The 21543-nt window shown below is 73.5% G+C and carries 17 protein-coding genes; 7 read left to right on the top strand and 10 right to left on the bottom strand.

Annotated features, from left to right (window positions below; all coding sequences use genetic code 11):
- Window positions 1-685 precede the first annotated feature (685 nt).
- The 4 genes from ACZ7LV_RS21345 (at window position 686) to ACZ7LV_RS21330 (ending at window position 5661) form a co-directional block, all read left to right on the top strand.
- The gene (locus tag ACZ7LV_RS21345) at window positions 686-1822 is read left to right on the top strand and encodes a flavin-containing monooxygenase (RefSeq protein ID WP_471941491.1); all 1137 of its coding nucleotides are present in this window, start codon (window positions 686-688) and stop codon (window positions 1820-1822) included.
- A gap of 131 nt (window positions 1823-1953) precedes the next feature.
- Window positions 1954-4182 (top strand): acetate--CoA ligase family protein, encoded by a 2229-nt coding sequence (locus tag ACZ7LV_RS21340; protein WP_471941288.1) that lies wholly within the window; start codon window positions 1954-1956, stop codon window positions 4180-4182.
- Window positions 4183-4225: 43 nt separating this feature from the next.
- Window positions 4226-5017: an enoyl-CoA hydratase/isomerase family protein gene (locus tag ACZ7LV_RS21335; RefSeq protein ID WP_471941287.1), complete on the top strand. Its 792-nt coding sequence runs from the start codon at window positions 4226-4228 to the stop codon at window positions 5015-5017.
- Between the two features lie 56 nt (window positions 5018-5073).
- Complete coding sequence (locus tag ACZ7LV_RS21330; protein ID WP_471941489.1) at window positions 5074-5661, top strand: flavin reductase family protein; 588 nt, start codon at window positions 5074-5076, stop codon at window positions 5659-5661.
- A gap of 32 nt (window positions 5662-5693) precedes the next feature.
- Here ACZ7LV_RS21330 and ACZ7LV_RS21325 read toward each other — a convergent pair whose 3' ends face one another.
- Both ACZ7LV_RS21325 and ACZ7LV_RS21320 read right to left on the bottom strand, forming a co-directional pair.
- On the bottom strand, window positions 5694-8066 hold the full coding sequence (locus ACZ7LV_RS21325; RefSeq protein WP_471941285.1) for a SpoIIE family protein phosphatase: 2373 nt from the start codon (window positions 8064-8066) through the stop codon (window positions 5694-5696).
- Window positions 8067-8137: 71 nt separating this feature from the next.
- Window positions 8138-9451, bottom strand: coding sequence for an MFS transporter (locus tag ACZ7LV_RS21320; RefSeq protein WP_471941283.1), 1314 nt, complete (start codon window positions 9449-9451; stop codon window positions 8138-8140).
- A 71-nt stretch (window positions 9452-9522) separates the two neighbouring features.
- On the opposite strand from ACZ7LV_RS21320, the gene ACZ7LV_RS21315 reads away from it, so the two are divergent.
- A complete protein-coding gene (locus tag ACZ7LV_RS21315) occupies window positions 9523-10533 on the top strand; it encodes a GlxA family transcriptional regulator (protein WP_471941282.1) in 1011 nt (336 codons plus the stop codon).
- Window positions 10534-10557: 24 nt separating this feature from the next.
- Here ACZ7LV_RS21315 and ACZ7LV_RS21310 read toward each other — a convergent pair whose 3' ends face one another.
- The 3 genes from ACZ7LV_RS21310 to ACZ7LV_RS21300 are packed head-to-tail and all read right to left on the bottom strand — an operon-like array spanning window position 10558 to window position 13719.
- A complete protein-coding gene (locus ACZ7LV_RS21310; protein ID WP_471941280.1) occupies window positions 10558-11607 on the bottom strand; it encodes a Zn-dependent alcohol dehydrogenase in 1050 nt (349 codons plus the stop codon).
- Entirely contained in the window at window positions 11607-12761 is a 1155-nt protein-coding gene (locus tag ACZ7LV_RS21305) for an acyl-CoA dehydrogenase family protein (protein WP_471941278.1), read from the bottom strand. The genes ACZ7LV_RS21310 and ACZ7LV_RS21305 overlap by 1 nt, the downstream gene beginning before the upstream one ends.
- Window positions 12762-12807: 46 nt before the next feature.
- Window positions 12808-13719, bottom strand: a complete 912-nt coding sequence (locus ACZ7LV_RS21300; RefSeq protein ID WP_471941277.1) for an SDR family NAD(P)-dependent oxidoreductase — start codon at window positions 13717-13719, stop codon at window positions 12808-12810.
- 84 nt (window positions 13720-13803) lie between these two features.
- On the opposite strand from ACZ7LV_RS21300, the gene ACZ7LV_RS21295 reads away from it, so the two are divergent.
- Complete coding sequence (locus tag ACZ7LV_RS21295; RefSeq protein WP_471941275.1) at window positions 13804-14730, top strand: cyclase family protein; 927 nt, start codon at window positions 13804-13806, stop codon at window positions 14728-14730.
- A gap of 379 nt (window positions 14731-15109) precedes the next feature.
- Here the strand turns inward: ACZ7LV_RS21295 and ACZ7LV_RS21290 are convergent, their stop codons facing one another.
- From ACZ7LV_RS21290 to ACZ7LV_RS21275, 4 genes are all read right to left on the bottom strand, one after another.
- Complete coding sequence (locus tag ACZ7LV_RS21290; RefSeq protein WP_471941488.1) at window positions 15110-15589, bottom strand: ATP-binding protein; 480 nt, start codon at window positions 15587-15589, stop codon at window positions 15110-15112.
- A 456-nt stretch (window positions 15590-16045) separates the two neighbouring features.
- Window positions 16046-16930, bottom strand: a complete 885-nt coding sequence (locus tag ACZ7LV_RS21285; RefSeq protein WP_471941274.1) for an acyl-CoA dehydrogenase family protein — start codon at window positions 16928-16930, stop codon at window positions 16046-16048.
- Window positions 16931-16932: 2 nt separating this feature from the next.
- Window positions 16933-18066 (bottom strand): acyl-CoA dehydrogenase family protein, encoded by a 1134-nt coding sequence (locus tag ACZ7LV_RS21280; protein ID WP_471941272.1) that lies wholly within the window; start codon window positions 18064-18066, stop codon window positions 16933-16935.
- The gene (locus tag ACZ7LV_RS21275) at window positions 18066-19259 is read right to left on the bottom strand and encodes an amidohydrolase family protein (RefSeq protein WP_471941271.1); all 1194 of its coding nucleotides are present in this window, start codon (window positions 19257-19259) and stop codon (window positions 18066-18068) included. Before ACZ7LV_RS21275 ends, ACZ7LV_RS21280 begins: the two co-directional genes overlap by 1 nt.
- Window positions 19260-19410: 151 nt before the next feature.
- On the opposite strand from ACZ7LV_RS21275, the gene ACZ7LV_RS21270 reads away from it, so the two are divergent.
- Complete coding sequence (locus ACZ7LV_RS21270; RefSeq protein WP_471941487.1) at window positions 19411-20922, top strand: class I adenylate-forming enzyme family protein; 1512 nt, start codon at window positions 19411-19413, stop codon at window positions 20920-20922.
- On the opposite strand, the gene ACZ7LV_RS21265 is transcribed toward ACZ7LV_RS21270, so the two are convergent.
- A complete protein-coding gene (locus ACZ7LV_RS21265; protein ID WP_471941269.1) occupies window positions 20906-21424 on the bottom strand; it encodes an EF-hand domain-containing protein in 519 nt (172 codons plus the stop codon). The two genes, ACZ7LV_RS21270 and ACZ7LV_RS21265, sit on opposite strands and share 17 nt — an antisense overlap.
- Window positions 21425-21543: the final 119 nt, after the last annotated feature.

Raw genomic sequence — 21543 nt, 5'->3', positions numbered from 1 at the left:
TGCGAGGTGTGCGACACCTTCGCCGGTCGGCCACAACCGGTCGTTCCACGGCACAGGCCCCGCTCACTCCTCCCCCACCCGTGATCGATCCGCAACCAATTCCGGTCTTGACCGAGACCCATCAACCCGGCATGTGATTACGCTCCGTACCATGTCCGACTCCACTGCGCCCACCAACGAAGAGGGCCCGAAGGCCACCCGCCCGACGGCGCCGACCCCGGGGCCCGAGACCCCGACGCCCCCGAACCCGACATCGCCGACCCCGACGGTCCCGCATCCCGAGGCCACGGGTTCGCAGGGTGACGCGGCGGGCGCCGACGCCAAGGAGGGGGGCTCCGCGGGGGGTTCAGTGAAGAAGGCCGACGACTCGGCGCCCGCCGGCCCCGAGGTGGACGACTCGGCGCCCGCCGACGCCGAAGGCGAGCACCCGGAGAGCGGAAGCTGGGAGGCCACCGACCCGACGGCCGACGGCTCGGCGACCGCGAGCCGGACCGCCGCCGACACCGACGACTCGACGCCCGCGAGCCCGGACGAGATACCAACGACGGCGAATCCCGAGGCCGACGGCGGTTCGGCGACCACCGACCCCGAAGGCGAACACCCGGAGACCGGAAACCGGGAGGCCGCCGCCAAGCCCGACGACTCGACGCCCGCGAGGGTCCCTGCCGATCGGCCCGTCTACGTCATCGGCGGAGGGCCCGGCGGACTCGCCGTCGCGCAGGCCCTGCGGGCGCGGGGCGTCCGGGCCGTCGTCCTGGAGAAGGCCGACCGCGTCGGCGCCTCCTGGCGGCGGCACTACGACCGCCTCCACCTGCACACCACCCGGCGCCTGTCCGCCCTCCCCGGGCTGCCGATGCCGCGCCGCTTCGGACGCTGGGTGTCGCGGGACGACGTCGTGCGCTACCTCGAGAAGTACGCCGAGCACCACGAACTGGAGATCGTCACCGGCGTCGAGGTGACCCGCGTCGAGCCCGCGCCGGACGGCACCGGCTGGCTGCTGCACGCCACCGGCGGCCGGCGGCTGACCGGCGGCGCGGTCGTCGTCGCCACCGGCTACAACCACATGCCCCGCGTCCCGGACTGGCCCGGCCGCGACGCCTGGACCGGCGAGTTCCTGCACGCCTCGGCCTACCGCAACGCGGCGCCGCACGCCGGCCGGGACGTCCTCGTCGTCGGTGTCGGCAACACCGGTGCCGAGATCGCCGTCGACCTCGTCGAGGGCGGGGCGCGGCGCGTACGGCTGTCGGTGCGCACCGCGCCGCACATCGTCCGTCGTTCCACCGCGGGCTGGGCCGCCCAGTACACCGGCGTCCTGGTGCGCCGCCTGCCGGTCGGTCTCGTCGACCGGCTGGCGCGACCGCTGGCCAAGGTCAGCGTGCCCGACCTCGCCGCACACGGCCTGCCCCGCCCCGGCACCGGCCTGTACAGCAGGGTCACCGAGGGCGCGATCCCGGTCCAGGACGTCGGCCTCATCGACGCGGTTCGAGGGGGCAAGGTCGAGATCGTCGCCGCGGTGGAGTCGTTCGACGGCGACAAGGTGGTCCTCGCCGACGGCGAGCGCATCGGCCCCGAGACGGTCGTCGCCGCCACGGGCTACGTCCGCGCCCTCGAACCCCTCGTCGGCCACCTCGGCGTCCTGGACGCCCGCGGCAGACCCGTCACGCACGGCGCCCGCACCCCGAAGAGCGCCCCCGGCCTGTACTTCACGGGGTTCACCAACCCCATCAGCGGCATGCTCCGCGAACTCGCCCGCGACGCGGAGCGGATCGCGCGAGCGGTCGCCCGGCGGAGCGCCGATCAGGTCTCGCGCATCCCCGGCTGACCGGAAGGCACGGACCACCGCCGTCCCCGCGGCTCGATTCCGCCCGCACAACGGTTTCCTGACCCTGCGTCAGTTCAGTAATCTGACACTGCGTCAGTTTACTATGCCGTCACACGGAAGCGGGCGGACCGATGCTTGGATCAACCCACGGCACCCTCACCACCGACGCCCGCCGGGCCCGGGTCATCGCCTGCGGCGACGGGCGTTCCGGCCCCGCCGTGCACGGACGGACGGCCGATGCGGACGACCTCGACGTCAGCGGTCGCCCGCTGTACGCCGACGTCCCCGATCTCGACCGCTTCTTCCGCCCCGGTTCCGTCGCCGTGATCGGCGCCTCCGACGCCGAGGGGCGCCCGAACACCGGCGTCACCCGGCAGCTGATCGGCTGGGCCGAGCGGGTCGGCGCGCGGCTGCACCCGGTGCACCCCACCCGTGCTTCCGTCTTCGGCCTGCCCTGCGTCCCCTCCGTCGCCGACCTTCCCGAACAGGTCGACCTCGCCGTGCTGCTGGTCGCCGACCCGCTCCCGGTCGTCGAGGAACTCGCCGAGGCGAAGGTCCGGTTCGCGGTGGCGTTCGCGTCCGGTTTCGCGGAGACCGGCGAGGAGGGCGCCGCCGCACAGGCCCGGCTCGGCGACGCCGCCCGCCGCTGCGGGATCCGCCTGCTCGGGCCCAACACCAACCTGAACGCCTTCGAGGACTTCCGCGAGGACCTCGACGGCCCGGCGATCGCGCTCATCACCCAGTCCGGCCACCAGGGCCGCCCCGTCTTCGCCCTCCAGGAACTCGGCGTCCGCCTCTCCCACTGGGCCCCCACCGGCAACGAGGCCGACCTGGAGAGCGCCGACTTCCTCTCCTACTTCGCCGGACGCCCCGAGGTCGGGGCCATCGCCGCGTACGTCGAGGGTCTGAAGGACGGCCGCTCCTTCCTCCTCGCCGCCGACCGGGCCGCCCGGCGCAAGGTGCCGGTCGTCGCCGTCAAGGTGGGCCGCACCGAGACCGGCGCCCGCACGGCCGCCTCCCACACCGGCAAGCTGACCGGCGCGGACGCGGTGGTGGACGCGGCGATGCGGCAGTACGGCGTGATCCGCGTCGACGGCCTCGACGAACTCCAGGACACCGCCGCGCTGCTGGCCCGGGCCCGGCCGCCGCGCGCCGACGGAGTGGTCGTCTACTCCATCTCGGGCGGCACCGGCGCCCACGTCGCGGACCTGGCGAGCGCGGCGGGGCTGCGGCTGCCGACGCTGTCCGAGGCCCGGCAGGCCGAGCTGCACCAGTGGATACCGCCGTACCTGAGCGTGGCCAACCCGGTCGACAACGGCGGCCACCCGGTGGGGGACCCGCGCGGCCGGAAGATCATCGACGCCCTCCTCGCCGACCCGGACGTCGGGGTGCTGATCTGCCCGGTCACCGGTCCGTTCCCGCCGCTGAGCGACCGGCTCGTGCGCGATCTGGTGGACGCGGCCGAGCAGACGGACAAGCTGGTGTGCGTGGTGTGGGGCTCGCCGGTCGGCACCGAGCCGGCGTACCGGGAGGTGCTGCTCGGGTCCTCCCGCGTGGCCACCTTCCGCACGGTCGCCAACTGCCTCACCGCCGTCCGCGCCCACCTCCGCCACCACCGCTTCGTCAGCGGCTACCGCTCCCCCTTCGACGACGCCCCGCGCACCCCCTCGCCCTCCTTCCGCAAGGCACGCGAGCTGATGCGTCCGGGCCAGCGGCTCAGCGAGCACGCGGCCAAGCAACTGCTGCGGGCGTACGGGATCCGGGTGCCGCGCGAGCAGCTCGTGACCAGCGCGGCGGCCGCCGTACGGGCGGCGGGGCTGGTCGGCTATCCGGTGGTGATGAAGGCGTCCGGCGCCCAGCTCGCGCACAAGACCGAGCTGGGCCTGGTGAAGATCGGGCTGACCTCCGCCGCCCAGGTCCGTGACGCCTACCGCGAGTTGACCGACATCGCCCGCCACGAGGGGGTCCGTCTCGACGGCGTCCTGGTCTGTCAGATGGTCGAGCAGGGCGTCGAGATGGTCGTCGGCGTCACCCACGACGACCTCTTCGGCCCGACCGTGACGGTGGGGCTCGGCGGCGTCCTCGTGGAGGTCCTGCGTGACACCGTCGTGTGCGTGCCGCCCTTCGGCGAGGACCAGGCCCGCGCCGCCCTCGCCGAACTCCGCGGCCGCCCCCTCCTCGACGGCGTCCGCGGTCGCCCCCCGGCGGACCTCGACGCCCTGGTGGAAGTGATCCTCCGGGTCCAGCGCATGGCCCTCGAACTGGAGCAGGACCTGGCGGAACTCGACGTCAACCCCCTGATGGTGCTCCCCCGCGGCCAGGGCGCGGTGGCCCTGGACGCGCTGGCGGTGTGCAGGTGAGGCCGCCGCCCCCGCCGGTCACGCGACGAAACGGAGCCCGAGCATGCCCGACCCCTGGATCCACGCCACGACCGAGGACGCCGTCACCCGCCTCACCCTCGACCGCCCCGACACCCTGAACGCCCTCACGCCCGGCATGCGCGACCGGTTGGCCGGGCTGCTCGCCGACGCCTCGGCGGACCCGCGCGTGCGGGTCGTCGTCCTCACCGGGAGCGGCCGCGGTTTCTGCGCCGGAGCCGATCTGCGGGGTGGGGCGGTGGGTGGCGAGCGGGTCGCCGGGGACGTGGCACGGACGCTGCGGGTGGGCGCGCAGCGGCTGATCGGCGCCGTGCTCGACTGCGAGAAGCCCGTGATCGCCGCCGTGAACGGCACGGCGGCGGGCCTCGGCGCCCATCTGGCCTTCGCCTGCGACCTCGTGCTCGCCGCGGAGTCGGCCAGGTTCATCGAGGTGTTCGTCCGCCGGGCACTGGTGCCGGACGGGGGCGGCGCGTATCTGCTGCCGCGGCTGATCGGACCGCAGCGGGCGAAGGAGCTGATGTTCTTCGGCGACGCGCTGACCGCCGCCGACGCCGCCCGCCTCGGCCTGGTCAACCGGGTCGTCCCGGACGGCGACCTGGCCGAGGCGGCCTCCGGGTGGGCGGGACGCCTCGCCGCCGCCCCGACCCGCGCCCTCGCGCTCACCAAGCAGCTCGTCAACGTCTCCCTCGACACCGACCGCGCCACCGCCTTCGCCGCCGAGGCCGCCGCCCAGGAGATCAACATGACGACGAGGGACGCGAAGGAGGGCCTGGCGAGCTTCCTGGAGCGCCGCGGCCCGGAGTTCCACGGCCGCTGACCGAGGGCCGCCGGGGGTTCCTATCTGACGGCCCGTCAGGTTCAATGGGCGATGTGATGGGACAAGCGGGGACGGCCGAAGCCGCCGTCCGGTATCTGAGGTCGGCCGGGGCCCCCGGCCCGGTGGCGCTGCCGCGACCGACGTTGCGGTGCGTGCGCGACGGTGAACGGGCGCCCGTGGACCAGCGGGAGTTCCGCCGCGTCCTCGGGAGCTTCGCGACCGGTGTCACCGTCGTCACGGCTCCCACCGCCGAGGGCCCCGCCGGTTTCGCCTGCCAGTCCTTCTCCTCCCTCTCCCTCGACCCGCCCCTCGTCGCCTTTATGGTGGGCCGTACGTCGACGACCTGGCCGCGCATCGCCCGCGCCGGGGTCTTCTGCGTGAACGTCCTGAGCGCCGGGCAGGGTGAGCTGTGCCGGGGCTTCGCGGTGAGCGGCGCCGACAAGTTCGCCGGGGTCGCGCACGACACCGCGCCCGTCTCCGGCTCACCCCGCCTCGCGGGCACCCTCGCGTGGATCGACTGCGCGATCCACGCGGTGCACCCGGGCGGCGACCACCTCGTCGTGGTGGGACGGGTGACCGCCCTGGGCACGGGCGACGACGAGGCCGGGGCACCTCTGCTGTTCCACCGGGGCCGTTTCCTCTGAGGCCGGCCCCGCCCCGGTGCCGGTCCAGGGCCCTAAGGGATCGCCAGCTCGGCCCAGATGGTCTTCCCGGACGACGTGTAGCGCGTGCCCCAGCGCTGGGACACCTGGGCGACGAGGAACAGTCCGCGGCCGCCCTCCTCGTCGCGGCGCGCCCGCCGCAGGTGCGGTGCGGTGTGCACCCGGTCGGAGACCTCGCACAGCAGGCAGCGGTCGCGGATCAGCCGCAGCATGACCGGCCCGGTGGCGTACCGGATGCTGTTGGTGACCAGCTCGCTCACCACCAGCGCGGCGTTGAACGACAGGTCGGACAGACCCCAGTTCTCCAGCTGGCGCTCGGTGACCGTGCGGGCATGGGCCACCAGCGCCGGGTCGGACGGCAGCTCCAGGTCCGCCACCCGGTCGGAGTCCAGCCGCCGGGTGCGCGCGAGGAGCAGCGTGGCGTCGTCCGTCTGCGGTCCCGGCGGCAGCGTCGACAGCGCCCGGTCGCACAGCTCCTCCAACGGGCACCGTTGCCAGGTGAGCACATGGGCGAGGCGGTCGATCCCGGTGTCGATGTCGGTGTGCCGGTCCTCCACCACCCCGTCGGTGAACAGCGCCACGATGCTGCCGCCGGACAGGCTCAGCTCCACGTTCTCGTACGGCAGGCTGCCCAGCCCCAGCGGCGGTCCCGGCGTCAGCGCCGACAAGGAGACCGCGCCCCCCGCGTCGGCGACGACCGGCGGGGGATGGCCCGCGCTCGCCCAGACACAGCGGCCGCCCACCGGATCGTAGATCGCGTAGAGACAGGTCACGCCGAGTCCCTCGACGCTCGAACCCTCCTGCGCCTGCGCTTCCGACTCCTGTGCCACCAGGCCGTCCAGCCGGGTGAGCAGCTCGGCCGGGTCCAGGTCCAGCAGCGCCAGGGTCCGTACGGTCGCGCGCAGCCGGCCCATGGTCGCGGCCGCGTGCACGCCGTGACCCACCACGTCGCCGACCGTCAGGCCCACTCGGGCGCCGGACAGCGGGATCAGGTCGAACCAGTCGCCGCCCACGCCCACACGGCTGTCGGCAGGCCGGTACCGGTACGCCACCTCGACCGCGCTCTGCTCCGGCAGGTGCTGGGGCAGCAGGCTGCGCTGCAGCACCAGGGCCGCGGCGTGCTGGCTGGTGTAGCGGCGGGCGTTGTCGATCCCCACCGCCGCCCGCTCGGCCAGTTCGACGGCGAGCGTCTGCTCCTCGGGCCCGAAAGGGTCGGGGTTGCCGCTGCGCCGGAAGGTGGCGAGGCCGAGGACCGCGTCACGGGTGAGCAGCGGGACGTAGAGGCAGGGGTGCGCGGCGGCCCCGTCCGCCGCGCCCGGGGCGCCGGGCGGGGGGTCGTCGACGACGGGGCGGCCGGCGGCCAGGCTCAGTGCCTGCGGTGACGAGGGCGGATACGAGACGGGGGTGGTCCGGAAGTCCTCCGGGGTCCGGCCGTGCATGCGCAGCAGATTGTGCCCCGGCGCCGAGCCCGTCGGTGGCTGGCGCCCCTCGATGACCGCCGGCGGCAGGTCCACCAGCACCTCGTCGGCCAGCTGCGGTACGGCGACGTCGGCCAGCTCCGCGGCCGTGCGGCGCACGTCCAGCGAGGCACCGATGCGCTTTCCCGCCCGTACCAGCAGCGAGAGCCGTTCCTGGGCGCGGTAGCGGTCGGTGATGTCCAGGGACTCCTCGAACAGCCCCAGCGTCTCGCCCCGGGCGTCCACCAGCCGGTGGTACGAGCAGGACCAGACGTGCTCGCGCACCGGGTCGGCGGGGGCACGGCCGCGGTAGTGCATCCCCATCACCGGTTCGCCGGTCGCCATCACGTGCTCCATCACCTGGTCCTCGTCCGGGGAGTGATGGCGGGAGATGAACTCGCCTTCCGGGAAGAGGTCCTCGGCCGGCCTGCCGATGTACTGGGCGATCCCCGCGAGCTCCAGATCGGTGGAGACGTTCCCCCACACGACGCGCTTGTCGGTGTCGAAGATCGTGAGGCCGACGGGGGACTCCGTGGCCAGCCCCTGAAGCATCGCCAACTGCGCCTCCCAGCCGCGCATCGCCTCCAGATCGGCCGCGACCACCACGGTCGCCGCGACGCCCCGCGGCGCCAGCGGGCTGAAGGTCACGGCCGCGCGCAGGGCGCGGCCGTCCCGGCGGCGCAGGTCCAGGACGGTGCTGCGGGGCCGGGACGCCCCGCAGAGCGCGGACAGCCGCCGCCCGGGGGGCCCCGCCAGGAGCCGGGCGGCGGGGCGGCCGAGGACGTCCTCGGGCGGGTACCCGAGGAGGCGCTGCGCCGAGGACGCCCACCCGGAGACGACGCCGTCGGCGTCGAGCACGGCGACGGCGGCCTTGGAGAGGTCCAGCGGGCTGTGGAAGTCGACATCGGCCGCATTCGGAAAACGATCCATCACACCGCTTCCCCTTCGTGCACCCTCAGCATCCCGTGCCGCAGGACGGACGACAACCGCACACGGGCGGCTCAGCGGGCGGCGGCCAGGCCCGTCGCCGGTGCGCTCCCGACCCGCCGGATCACCAGCGCCATCAGCGCGGCCGCCGCGCACAGCGCGCCGGAGGCGTACCACATCACGTCGTACGAGCCGAACACGTCGCGCGCGACTCCGCCGGCGAAGGCCACCGCCGCCGCGCCGACCTGGTGCGACGCCAGCACCCAGCCGAACACGATCGCGCTGTCCTCGCCGTAGTGCTCCCGGCACAGCGCCATCGTGGGCGGCACGGTGGCGACCCAGTCGAGCCCGTAGAAGACGATGAAGAAGATCATCGGCGGTTGCACGCTGGGCGCCAGCAGCAGGGGGAGGAACAGCAGGGAGATGCCGCGCAGCGCGTAGTAGACCGCCAGCAGCCGCCGCGCGTCGAACCGGTCGGTGAACCAGCCGGAGGCGACCGTGCCGACCACGTCGAACACCCCGATGACCGCCAGCAGCGAGGCCGCCGCGGTGATCGGCATCCCGTGGTCGTGGGCGGCGGGCACGAAGTGGGTCTGGATGAGCCCGTTGGTGGAGGCGCCGCAGATCGCGAACGTCCCGGCCAGCAGCCAGAAGGGCCCCGTGCGGACGGCGGAGAGCAGCACCCGCACCGCCCGCCGCGCCGCGCCCGGCACCGGTGCCGGCTTCGGGACGAAGCCCTTCGCGCCGTACGGCTTCAGCCCCACGTCCGCGGGGTGGTCGCGCAGCAGCAACCACACGAACGGCACCACCGCGAGGGCGGCGAGCGCCACGGTGACGGCGGCCGGCCGCCAGTCGTGGGTCTCCACGATCCAGGACAGCACCGGCAGGAAGATCAGCTGCCCGGACGCCGAGGCGGCCGTGAGGATGCCGGTGACCAGGCCGCGCCGCTCGGTGAACCAGCGGTTGGTCACGGTCGCCGCGAACGCCAGCGCCATCGACCCGCTGCCGAGGCCGACCAGCAGGCCCCAGCACAGCAGCAACTGCCAGGCCGCCGTCATCCAGACCGTCGCGCCCGAGCCGATCGCGATCACGGTCAGCGCGGTCGCGACCACCCGCCGGATGCCGAAGCGGTCCATCAGTGCCGCGGCGAAGGGCGCGGTCAGGCCGTAGAGCGCGAGGTTGACGGAGACCGCGGCGCCGATCGTGCCGCGCGACCAGTCGAACTCCTGGTGCAGCGGGTCGATCAGCAGTCCCGGCAGGGAGCGGAAGGCGGCCGCCCCGATGATCGTCACGAAGGTGACGGCGGCGACGAACCACGCCCGGTGGATCCGCGGGCGCCTCGGCTCCGGCTTCCCGACGACTGCTGCCGCTTCACTTGTCTGGGTCACGACATAGAGCTTCGGGCCCGGGACCCGCGCGAGCGAGTGGCCGGGCGGACAGCATTCGTTAGGATCGGGCCATGGAGACGACCACCGATCCCTTCCGCCCCCACCGTGTCGTCGTCCTGGCCCTCGACGGCCTGCTCCCCTTCGAACTGGGCATCCCGCACCGGATCTTCGGCCGCCCCAAGGACGCCCGCGGCCGCCACCTGTACGAGGTCGTGACCTGCTCGGTCCGGCCACCCGGCCCGGTCGACACCGACGCCGACTTCTCCATCCACGTCGCCAACGGCCCCGAGGCCCTGGCCACCGCCGACACGGTGATCGTCCCGGCCTCGTACGAGCTCGGCCCGGTCCACGAGGAGGGCGTCCTCACCGACGAGCTGGCCGCCGCCCTGGCCCACCTCCGCCCCGGCACCCGCCTCGCCTCCATCTGCACGGGCGTGTACGTCCTGGCCGCCGCCGGCTACCTGGACGGCCGCCCGGCGACCACGCACTGGGCCGAGGCGGACCGCTTCCAGCGGCTCTTCCCGCGCGTCCGGGTCGACCCGGAGGTCCTGTTCATCGACGACGGCGACGTCCTGACCTCGGCGGGCGTCGCCGCGGGCATCGACCTGTGCCTGCACATGGTGCGTCGCGACCACGGCACGGAGGTCGCCAACGAGGTCGCCCGGCGCACCGTCGTACCCCCGCATCGCGACGGCGGTCAGGCGCAGTACATCCAGCGGCCGCTGCCCGAGCCGCGGCGGTCCTCCACGACCACCGCCCGCGCCTGGGCGCTCGGCCGGCTGCACGAGCCGATCCAGCTGCGCGACATGGCCGAGCAGGTGGCCATGTCGGTACGCACCTTCACCCGGCGGTTCCGCGAGGAGGTCGGCGTCAGTCCTGGTCAGTGGCTCACCCAGCAGCGCGTCGAGCGCGCCCGGCACCTGCTGGAGTCCACCGGACTCTCCGTCGACCAGGTCGCCCACGACGCGGGCTTCGGCACGGCCCAGTCGATGCGCCAGCACCTCCAGGCGGCCCTCGGCGTGACGCCGACGGCGTACCGGCGCACGTTCCGGACGGACGGGAGCACGGCCGGAAGGACGTGAACGTCCCCACGCCGCCCGCCGCCGTCAGAACGTGAGGACGGCCCGCGCCACCCGCCCCGCCTCCGCGTCCGCCCGTGCCGTGTCGAAGTCCTCGACGGGGTAGGTCTCGCTGACGAGTTCGTCGAGCAGCAGGCGGCCCTGCCGGTACAGCTCGGCGTACAGGGCGATGTCCCGCTGGGGGCGCGAGGAGCCGTAGCGGCAGCCGAGGACCGACTTGTCCAGGTACATCGAGGAGACCACGAAGGAGGCCTCGGCCCCCGCAGGCGGCACCCCCAGCAGGACGGCCTGGCCACGGCGGTCGAGCAGGTCGATCGCCTGCCGGATCAGCTCCACCCGCCCGACGCACTCGAAGGCGTGGTCCGCGCCGGTCGGCAGGATCTCCCGCACGCCCTCGGCCGACGTGAGGAAGTGGGTCGCCCCGAACCGCCGGGCCACCGACTCCTTCGCGGGGTTGCTGTCCACGGCGACGATCCGCGGGGCGCCCGCGAGCCGCGCGCCCTGCAGGACGTTCAGCCCGACCCCGCCGGTACCGATCACGAGGACGCTGTCGCCGCGGTCCACCCGGGCCCGGTTCAGCACGGCGCCGACCCCGGTCAGCACCCCGCAGCCGATGAGCGCGGCGGACGTCAGCGGGATGTCCTCGGGGATCCGCACGGCCTGCACGGCCTTGACCACCGTGCGCTCCGCGAACGCCGAGTTGGAGGCGAACTGGTGCACCGGCAGGCCGTCCCGCGTGAAGGGCCGCCCGGGCCGCCCGATCGCCCGCCGGCACATCGTCGGCCGCCCCCGGTCGCAGTCGGCGCAGGTCCCGCAGTTGGCGAGGGTGGACAGCGCCACATGGTCGCCGGGCGCCACATGCCGGACGCCCTCCCCCACCGCCTCCACCACACCCGCGCCCTCATGGCCCAGGACCACGGGAACGGGGAAGGGTATGGTCCCGTCCACCACGGACAGATCGCTGTGACACAGCCCGGCCGCCGCGACCGCCACCCGCACCTCGCCGGCCCCGGGGTCCCGTACCTCCAGGTCGTCCACGACCTGGACCTGCTTTCCGTCGAAGACGACGCCCCTCATCACGACGCTCCCTTGGGTTCCCTCGGCAGACCGAGCACCCGCTCGGCGATGATCGTGCGCTGGATCTGGTCCGAGCCGCCGTAGATGGTGTCGGCCCGGCTGAACAGGAACATCCGCTGGACTCCGTCGAGTTCGTAGGGCGCCGCCGCCGACCACCGCACCGGCCCGACCCCGGCCGCGGCCCCCCGCACCTGCACCGCCAGCTCCCCCAGCCGCTGATGCCAGCCGCCCCACAGCAGCTTGGCCACGCTCGACGCGCCCGCGTCCCCCGAACCGCCCAGTGTCCGCAGCGCGTTCCACCGCATCACCCGCAGCTCGGCCCACTGCCGCACCAGCCGCTCCCGCAGGACCGGATCGTCCACGGCCCCCGAGTCGAGAGCCGAGCGCACCACCCGCCCCAGCTCCTCGGCGAACCCCACCTGCTGGGCGAGCGTCGACACCCCCCGCTCGAACCCGAGCAGGCTCATCGCGACCCGCCAGCCCGCGCCCTCCCCGCCCACGACGTGCTCCCCGCGGGCGCGTGCCCCGTCGAAGAAGACCTCGTTGAAGTCGCTCGTGCCGGTCAGCTGCCGGATGGGCCGGACCTCGATCCGCCCCGGCTGGTCCATCGGCACCAGCAGGAAGCTCAGCCCGTGGTGCCGCCGCGAGCCCGCCTCCGTGCGGGCCAGCACGAAGCACCAGTCCGCCTCGTGCGCCAGCGAGGTCCAGATCTTCTGCCCGGTGATCCGGTAGTGCGCACCGCCCGGCTCCCGCACCGCCGTGGTGCGCAGGCCCGCGAGGTCCGAGCCGGCGCCCGGCTCGCTGTACCCCTGGCACCACAGCTCGTCCCCGGCGGCCACCGGCGGCAGGAAGCGGGCTTTCTGCTCCTGGCTGCCGTGGGCGATGAGGGTCGGGGCGAGCAGGTTCTCGCCGATGTGCCCGGAGCGCGGCGGCGCCGCCGACCTGGCGTACTCCTCGGCCCAGACGACCTGCTGGGTGAGCGAGGCAGTCCGGTTGCCCCACCCGTCGGCCGCCCACCCGATCCCGATCCACCCCGCCTTGCCCAGCGTCCGCTCCCAGCTCCGCCGGTCCTGCCCGTCCCCGGCGTGTGCGGCCAGCCAGTCCCGTGCCTCGCTGCGAAACACCTCGTCCTCGACGGTGAACCCGAAGTCCACGGCGCCCTCCCAAGATTCCGGCCGAAACCAACGCTTCCCCGAGCCCTCAGGCGTTCGGCCGCTCCCCGGATCTCGCCGCCCGCTCCATCCCCGCCACCCGCTCCAGCATCGGCATCGGGTCCACCCCCACCGATCCCGGCAGGAAGTCGGCGATCCGCTGCGGTGTCCACGCCCCCTCGGCGTACGCGGCGCGCAGCTCGCGCGGCTGCGCCCACACCGCGATCTTCGGCCCGGCGATCGTGTAGACCTGCCCGGTGATCCCGGCCTGCCGGGCCCGCGAGGACAACAGGTAGACCACCAGCGCGGCCACGTCCTCGGGCTCCCCGATCTCCGCCAGCTCCGTCGGCACGTTCGCCGACATCCGCGTACGGGCCACCGGCGCCACCGCGTTCGCGGTCACCCCGTACTTGTGCAGTCCGAGCGCGGCGCTGCGCACGAGTGAGATGATCCCGCCCTTCGCCGCGCTGTAGTTGGCCTGCGACACGGACCCCTGGTGGTTGCCGCTGGTGAACCCGATCAGGGTGCCGCCGCGCCGGCGGCGCATCACCTCCGAGGCGGCCCGGAACACCGTGAAGGTGCCCTTGAGATGGGTGGCGACCACCGGGTCCCACTCCTCCTCGGTCATGTTGAACAGCATCCGCTCCCGCAGGATCCCGGCGACGCAGACGACCCCGTCCAGCCTCCCGTACGACGCCAGCGCCACCTCGACCACGCGTCGGCCGCCGGCCATCGTGGAGATGTCGTCGGCCACCGCGACCGCCTCGCCGCCCGCGGCCTCGATCTCCTTGACGACGGCGTCCGCGATCTCGCTGGTGGGTGCGGCCCCGTCGACGGCCACCCCGTAGTCGTTGACGACGACCCGTGCCCCCTCGGCGGCCGCCGCGAGCGCGACCGCACGGCCGATGCCGCGTCCCGCGCCGGTCACGACGACGACCTCGCCGGCCAAGAAGTTCCCCACGTCCGGTCCCTTCCCGCGTTTTCTGACGGTCCGTTAGATTCTATGACCCGTCAGATGCCCGGACACAAGCCCCGGGGAGGGCCCATGTCGTTGCCGGCCGAGTTCCACGAGATCGCCAAGCGCGTGAACAACTGGGGCCGTTGGGGGGCGGACGACGAGATCGGGACGCTCAACCTGATCACCGACGAGGTGGTCCGCGGGGCCGCCGCGGAGATCCGCACCGGACGGCGGGTCCCGCTCGCGCTGCCGCTGCGCCAGGACGGCGTGCAGACGGGGATGATCCCCGGACGGGTCAACCCGCTGCACGTCATGGTGCAGATCAACCAGGAACTGTTCGGCCCCGGCACGGTCGCGTGCAGCGACGACGCGGTGACCATGGGACTTCAGGCGGGCACCCACTGGGACGCCCTCACCCACGTCTCGCACTCGGGCCGGCTGTACAACGGCCGCCCGGCGGGCACGGTCACCGCGCACGGCGGCGCCGAGTTCGGCGGCATCGGCACGGTGCGGCACCTCGTCTCGCGCGGCGTGCTGCTGGACGTCGCCCGCGCGCGGGGCACGGACCGCCTGGACGGGGGCCACGCGGTCACCCCCGAGGACCTGGACGCGGCGGAGGACCTGGCCGGCACCCGCGTGCGCGCCGGCGACGTCGTGCTCGTACGGACCGGGCAGGTCCGGGCCTGTCTCGCCGGGGACAGGCACGGGTACGCCCATCCCTCGCCGGGGCTGTCCGTGCGCACCCCGGCGTGGTTCCACGCGCGCGACGTCGCCGCCGTCGCGAACGACACCCTCACCTTCGAGATCTTCCCGCCGGAGACGGAGGACCTGTGGCTGCCCGTGCACGCGCTGCACCTGGTGGAGATGGGGATGCCGCAGGGCCAGAACTGGAATCTCGAAGAGTTGTCCACAGCCTGTGGAGAAACCGGCCGGTACGCGTTCCTGCTGGCGGCCACACCCGAGCCGTTCACCGGCGCGACCGGGGCCCCGGTGGCGCCGGTCGCCGTGCTGTAGCGGGTACGGGACGGGTGCGCCGTGCGGTGAGTCCGGATGGCGGCGCGTACACGCCCGCCCCGAGCACGGCGCCGCACGCCGCCATCCGGCTCCGGCGTACCCGCCCTCCTCGTGCCCCGATGGGCGGACCCACGCCGAAACACGACTCGCACTCGACGAGGGCCTCCGTCACCGAGACCCTCGTCGTCCCCTCGCGGCGATTCGCTGCCCCCAGCGTGATCAGCCGGACACGTCGCGTCAACAGGGACGGGGGAATTTGCCGGTTACATCCGGTATGGCGCGGGCGCGCACGGAAGCATGCACGGGCGCACATCCCTCCGCCGGGCCTGGCGCACCCGTCGGCCTTGCGCGCGTGCCCCCGGACGCGGCGCCGGTCGCCTCAGACGGCCTCGTACGCCAGCCCCTCGTACCCTTCGTAGCCGTCGAGCCCTTCGCAGGCGGTCACCGCGCCGCCCCCGTACGCCCTGGTCGCCGTGCGGGGTTCGGCACAGCGGTCCAGTTCGCACCAGATCTGCTTGCCGACGCCGTCGGGGCTCCAGCCCCAGCGGTCGGCGAGCCCGTCGACGAGCGCGAGGCCCCGGCCGCCGGTCTCGTCACCGTCCACCCACCGGGGGACGGGGGCACGGGTGCTGCCGTCGGCGACCTCCACGCGGACGGTTGCGGGCCCGGGCAGGGAGAGGCGCAGCACGGCGGGGCAGCCGGTGTGCACGACGGCGTTGGTGACAAGTTCGGAGACCAGCAGGATCAGCGTCTCGGCGAGCGGTTCGTCGGCCGCTATGCCGCACCCGGCAAGCCGCGAGCGGGTCCACCGCCGCGCGCGCCCCACCTCTGCGGGGTCGGGCCGGATCTCCAGCTGCACTTGAAGCACCTGCACCGCTCACACCATCCGAACCGGTGGACACAGAGGCTCGCGCCTCAGGAGGGCCACGATCGTAGCCATTTTCTGCATGACCAGAACAACGGCCAGAGCAGGGATCACGGACCGTGAATCCCTTACGCACCAGCATGGTTGACGTACAGTCACCCCAACAAGCGCTTCGGGCATATTCCAGCGCGAAGGAGTACCCGTGCGGCATACTGTGCGACGCTCGCCGCAGGGAGTCGAACAGGCGGTGGAACAAGGCTCGTCACCGGCGTGACTCGAGCTCGGAACCTCTCGCATCTCACACAAGGTACCGGAGCGGACCTTCGACTCCAGGACGTGACGAGTCACACCTAGGACACAAGCCGGTATCAACGCTCCGTAATTCCGGCATGCCACAATCCGCGACATCCCGGATTCCCGGGTTCACCGACGTCGCAGGCAGGGGCCACGTCAGACCGATTCGGCCAGCAGATCGCGCGCGAGACTCTCCTCACTCTCCGTGATGTCGCCCGTACGGTGGGTCCGCACCCAGGACCGCTTCAGATGCAGATGCACCTCTGCCTCCCAGGTGAAGCCCATGCCGCCGTGCACCTGGAGGCAGTCGCGGGCGCCGCGCAGGGCCGCCTCGTCGGCGAGCAGCCGGGCCGCGGCGACGTCCACGGGGTCCGCGGTGACGGCGGCCGCGTACACGGCGGCGCGCGCCACCTCCACCCGGACCAGGGATCGCGCGCACAGCTGCTGCACGGCCTGGAAGGCTCCGATCGGCCGTCCGAACTGCTCACGGGTCCGGGCGTGTTGCGCCGCCAGCTCGCACGTACGCGCGGCCGTGCCGAGCTGCTCGGCCGCCGTGAGCAGCACGGCCACCGGATCCGCCGCCCCCGGACCCCCCGGCACCCGGTGCAGCGGCGTCAGCGGATCCACCGACCGCAGGGGTACGGCGCCGGAAGCGTCCCCGCGCACGGCGTCGGCCTGCGTCAGCCACTCCACCAGCCCGCCCGCGTCGACGGCGGCCACGACGGCCGTCCCGTCCGCGGCTCCGGGCACTTCTCCCGCGGCGAGGTGCGTGGCCACCAGCGGGCCGGGCACCAGCGCCCGCCCGGCCTCCTCGAACGCCAGGACGGCCTCCGGCAGCCCGAGTCCCACCCCGCCCCGGTCCTCCGGCAGGCGCAGCGCGAAGAACCCCGCCGCGCCCAGCTCCCGCCACAGCGCCCGGTCCAGCACGGGCGCCGTGTGCCGCGCGGCGGTCCGGCGGGCCCCGTCGTCGAAGTGCCGGTCGAGCAGCTGCCGGAGCGCGGCCCGCAACGCGCGCTGTTCCTCGCTCAGTTGGAAGCGCACGGCTACCGCCCCTTCGGCAGGCCGAGGATCCGTTCGGCCACGATGGTGTGCTGGATCTGCGAGGTGCCGGCCGCGATGGTGTACGACAGGGCGGACAGCCGGTCGAGCGTCCACGGCCGGTCCAGGTCGAGCGCCTCGGGGCCGGAGACGTCGGCGGCGGCGTCGTAGAGGTCCTGGCGGGCGTGCGAGTACCGCAGCTTGAAGACCGAACCGCCCACGCCGGGAACGCCGCCCGAGGCCTGCGCCTCGCTCACGTTCCACTGGATGAGCCGCCACAGCGCCCGGAACTCGGCGTTCAGCCTGCCGAGCCGCCGGCGCAGCACCGGATCGTCCCACCGCCCGTTCTTCCGGGCCTCGCGCGCGAGTTCCGCGAGCACCCGGCGGCAGGCCACCACCTCGCCCACGAAGGCCGTCCCGCGTTCGAACGACAGCGTGACCATGCTGACCCGCCAGCCGTCGTTCTCGTCGCCGACCCGGTTGGCGACCGGCACCCGCACCTCGTCCAGGAAGACCTCGGCGAACTCGGCCGACCCGGCCAGGGTGCGCAGTGGCCGCACGGTGATGCCCGGCGCGTCCATCGGCATGGCCAGCCAGCTGATGCCCCGGTGCCGGGGGGCGGCGGGGTCCGTGCGCACCAACAGTTCGCACCAGTCGGCGACTTCGGCGTGCGAGGTCCAGATCTTGGATCCGGACACCACGTAGTCGTCGCCGTCCCGCCTCGCACGGGTGCGCAGTGCCGCGAGGTCGGACCCGGCGTCCGGTTCGCTGAAGCCCTGGCACCAGACCTGCTCGCCGCGCAGGACGGGCGGCAGCCAGCGGGCGCGCTGCTCCTCGGTGCCCTCCGCGGCGACGGTCGGCCCTGCGTGCAGCAGCCCGACGAAGTTGGCGCCCACGTACGGGGCGCCCGCCCGCTCGGTCTCCTCCAGGAAGATCAGCCGCACGGTCGGGGAGGCGTCCCAGTGGACGTCGCCGTACCCGGCGTCGTACAGCGTCCGCTGCCAGCCGAGGTCGTAGGCGCGCCGCCCCGGCCAGTCGTCCGGGGACGGCTTGGCCGGCAGGGAGGGCAGCACGCCCTTCAGCCACCGGCGCAGGTTGGCCCGGAACTCCTCCTCCTCGGGCGTGTACGTCAGGTCCACTACCGGTCCAGGTCGAGGTCCAGCATGCGGATGGCGTTGCCCCGCATCAGCTTGTGGACCGTCTCGTCGTCGAGGCCCTTGACGTGGTCGAGGGCCACCTCCTTGGTGTGCGGGAAGGTGGAGTCGACGTGCGGGTAGTCGGTCTCGAAGGTGGCGTTGTCGCGCCCGACGACATCCAGGGACGCCACCCCGTGCTTGTCCCGGAAGAAGCAGCAGAAGATCTGCCGGTAGTAGTACGTCGACGGCGGCTCCGGGACGAGGTCCCGGACACCGCCCCACGCGCGGTGCTCCTCCCAGACGTCGTCGGCGCGCTCCAGGGCGTACGGGATCCAGCCCATCTGGCCCTCGGAGTAGGCCAGTTTGAGCCGCGGGAAGCGCACCAGGACCCCGCTGAAGAGGAAGTCCGTCATCGAGGCCATCGCGTTGTTGAAGGAGAGCGAGGCCTGCACGGCGGGGGGCGCGTCCGGGGAGGCGGCCGGCATCTGGGACGACGACCCGATGTGCATGTTGATCACCGTCCCGGTCTCCTGGCAGACCGCGAAGAACGGGTCCCAGTAGCCGGAGTGGATCGAAGGCAGCCCGAGGTAGGTGGGGATCTCGGAGAACGTCACCGCCTTCACGCCGCGTGCGGCGTTGCGCCGGATCTCCGCGACGGCGAGGTCGATGTCCCACAGCGGGATCAGGCACAGCGGGATGAGCCGTCCGCCGCTGTCGCCGCACCACTCCTCGACCATCCAGTCGTTGTAGGCGCGCACGCAGGCGAGGGCGACCTCCTTGTCGTGCGCCTCGGCGAAGGTCTGCCCGCAGAAGCGCGGGAAGGTCGGGAAGCACAGGCTGCCCTCGACGTGGTTGAGGTCCATGTCCGCGAGCCGCGCCTTGGGGTCCCAGCAGCCGCGTCGCATCTCCTCCCGGGTGATGCCCTCCAGGGTCATCTCGTCCCGGTCGAAGCCGACGGCGGCGATGTTGCGCTTGTACGGGAACTTGAGGTCCTCGTAGATCCACCAGTCGGTGGGCTGGCCCTCCGGGTCCATGGTGATCTGGTACTTGCCGCCGACGTAGGCGAGTTCGCCGATGCCCGCCGTCAGCGGCTGCGGCCCGCGGTCGCGGTAGCGGGCGGGCAGCCAGGTCTCGAAGAGGTGCGCGGGCTCGATCACATGGTCGTCGACGCTGATGATGCGGGGCAGTTCGGTCATGGGTCCCCTCCGCGGAGCTACAGATCTGATGACCCGTCAGATGACGCCGTACCGGAAGGCTAGTCCCGCGCCCCTGGACCGACAAGGCGCCGGGCCCTACGCTCGGGCCACTATCTGACTATCCGTCAGCTCACCGGGGGCCACCGTGACCCTGCACACCACCGCGCACGAGCTCAGCACCGCGCCCACCCTCTGGGACCTGCTCATCCGCCGGGCGGACCGCACCCCCGGCCGCCCCGTCCTGCTCCAGGACGAGCGCACCCTGACCTTCGGCGCCCTGCGCGAGCGCGCCGAACGGGCCGCGGCCGGGCTGTACGGCATGGGGGTACGCCCCGGCACGGTCGTCGCCTGGCAGCTGCCCACCCGGGTCGAGACGGCGGTGCTCACCTTCGCGCTGGCCCGCCTCGGCGCCGTGCAGACCCCGCTCATCCCGTTCCTGCGCGAGCGCGAGGTGGGCCACGCGCTGCGCGAGTCGGGCGCCGAGTACTTCGCCGTGCCGGGCACCTGGCGCGGCTTCGACCACACGGCGATGGCCCGGCGCCTCGGCGCGAAGGGGGTCTTCGAGGCGTACGAGGACCTGCCCGACGGCGATCCGTCCGTCCTGCCCGCGCCGCCCGAGGGGGGCGCCGACGTCCGCTGGATCTACTGGACCTCCGGCACGACCTCCGCACCCAAGGGCGTCCTGCACACGGACCGCTCCCTGATCGCGGGCGGCACCTGCCTGGCGCACGCCCTGCGGCCCACCGCCGACGACGTGGGCTCGATCGCCTTCCCCTACGCCCACATCGGCGGCCCCGACTACACGGTGATGCTGCTGCTGTACGGCTTCCCGGCGCTGCTCCTGGAGCAGTTCGCGCTGCCGGACGCGCTGCCCGCGTACCGCGCCCACGGGGTGACGATCGCCGGCGGCTCCACGGCGTTCTACTCGATGTTCCTGGCCGCGCAGCGCACACAGCCCGGGACCCCCGTGGTGCCGACCCTGCGGCTGCTCGCGGGCGGCGGGGCGCCGAAGCCGCCCGACGTCTACCACGCCGTCGTGCGCGAGATGGGCGTCCAGCTCACCCACGGGTACGGCATGACCGAGGTCCCGATGATCACCATGGGCGCGCCGGACGACACCCCCGAGAACCTCGCGACGACCGAGGGGCGTCCGCCCCGGGGCATGGAGATACGGATCGTCGACGGCGAGGTGCGGCTGCGCGGCGAGGCCGTCTGCCGGGGCTACCTCGACCCGGCGCAGACGGCGGAGGCGTTCGACGAGCACGGCTTCCTGCGCACCGGCGACCTCGGGCGGCTCACCGACGGCGGGCACCTGGTGCTCACCGGCCGCCTCAAGGACGTCATCATCCGCAAGGGGGAGAACATCTCCGCCAAGGAGATCGAGGAACTGCTCCACCGGCACCCGGCGGTCGCGGACGTGGCGGTGATCGGCCTGCCGGACGCCGAGCGCGGGGAGCGGGTCTGCGCGGTGGTCGAGCAGCCCGCTCAGGCCGCCCCCGTGACCCTGGAGGAGCTGACCGCGTACCTGCGCGCGGAAGGGCTGTCGGTGCACAAGCTGCCGGAGCGGCTGGAGGTGGTCGACGCCCTGCCGCGCAACGACACCCTGCGCAAGGTGCTCAAGTACCGGCTCAGGGAGCGCTTCTCGGTTACTCGGGAACGGTGAAGAAGCGGGCGAACGCGGAGACGATCTCCGTCTCGCTCACGGTGCCGTCGCCGTCGCCGTCGTCGTCGAGCGAGCCGGCCGCCGCCCTCGCGACGTCCTCGGGGACGCCGAGCACCCGCAGCACGCGGGCGAGGTCCTCGACGGTGGCCGCGCCGTCGCCGTCCGGGTCGGCGACGGCGAGCGCCGCGTGCAGGAAGGGGCGGGCGATCTCGGCGAAGCGGTCGGGGTTGTCGCGCAGCCGCTTGACCGCGCCGTTGACGAACTCCTCGCGGGTGATGCGCTGGTCACCGTCCCGGTCCGCTATCCCGGCCATGCCCTGCCAGAAGGCCTCGGCTCCGCCGTACAGCGCCTGGCCCTTGTCGGAGCGGGACGCCGTGCCGAACTCCACGAGCAGTGCCTTGGCCGCGCCGCTGAAGTCCTCGCGGTCGATATAGCCGTTGCCGTCCTGGTCGAAGGTGGCGAACCGGGCCGCGATCCTGCGCTCGTACTCGCTGCTGACCATGTCTTTCAGGCCGCCTCACGTCATCTCGGGGTGCTTCTCGCCAGGGAGCGTACGACGCCGCGGACGGTTCCGGAGCAGGAAAACGACGGTTGTGCCAAGACCGGGGGAATTTTGCGACA

The organism is Streptomyces sp. NPDC107562, from assembly GCF_055657325.1.
Note: the sequence above shows the minus strand (reverse complement) of the source record. Positions and strands in the feature narration are given on the sequence as shown.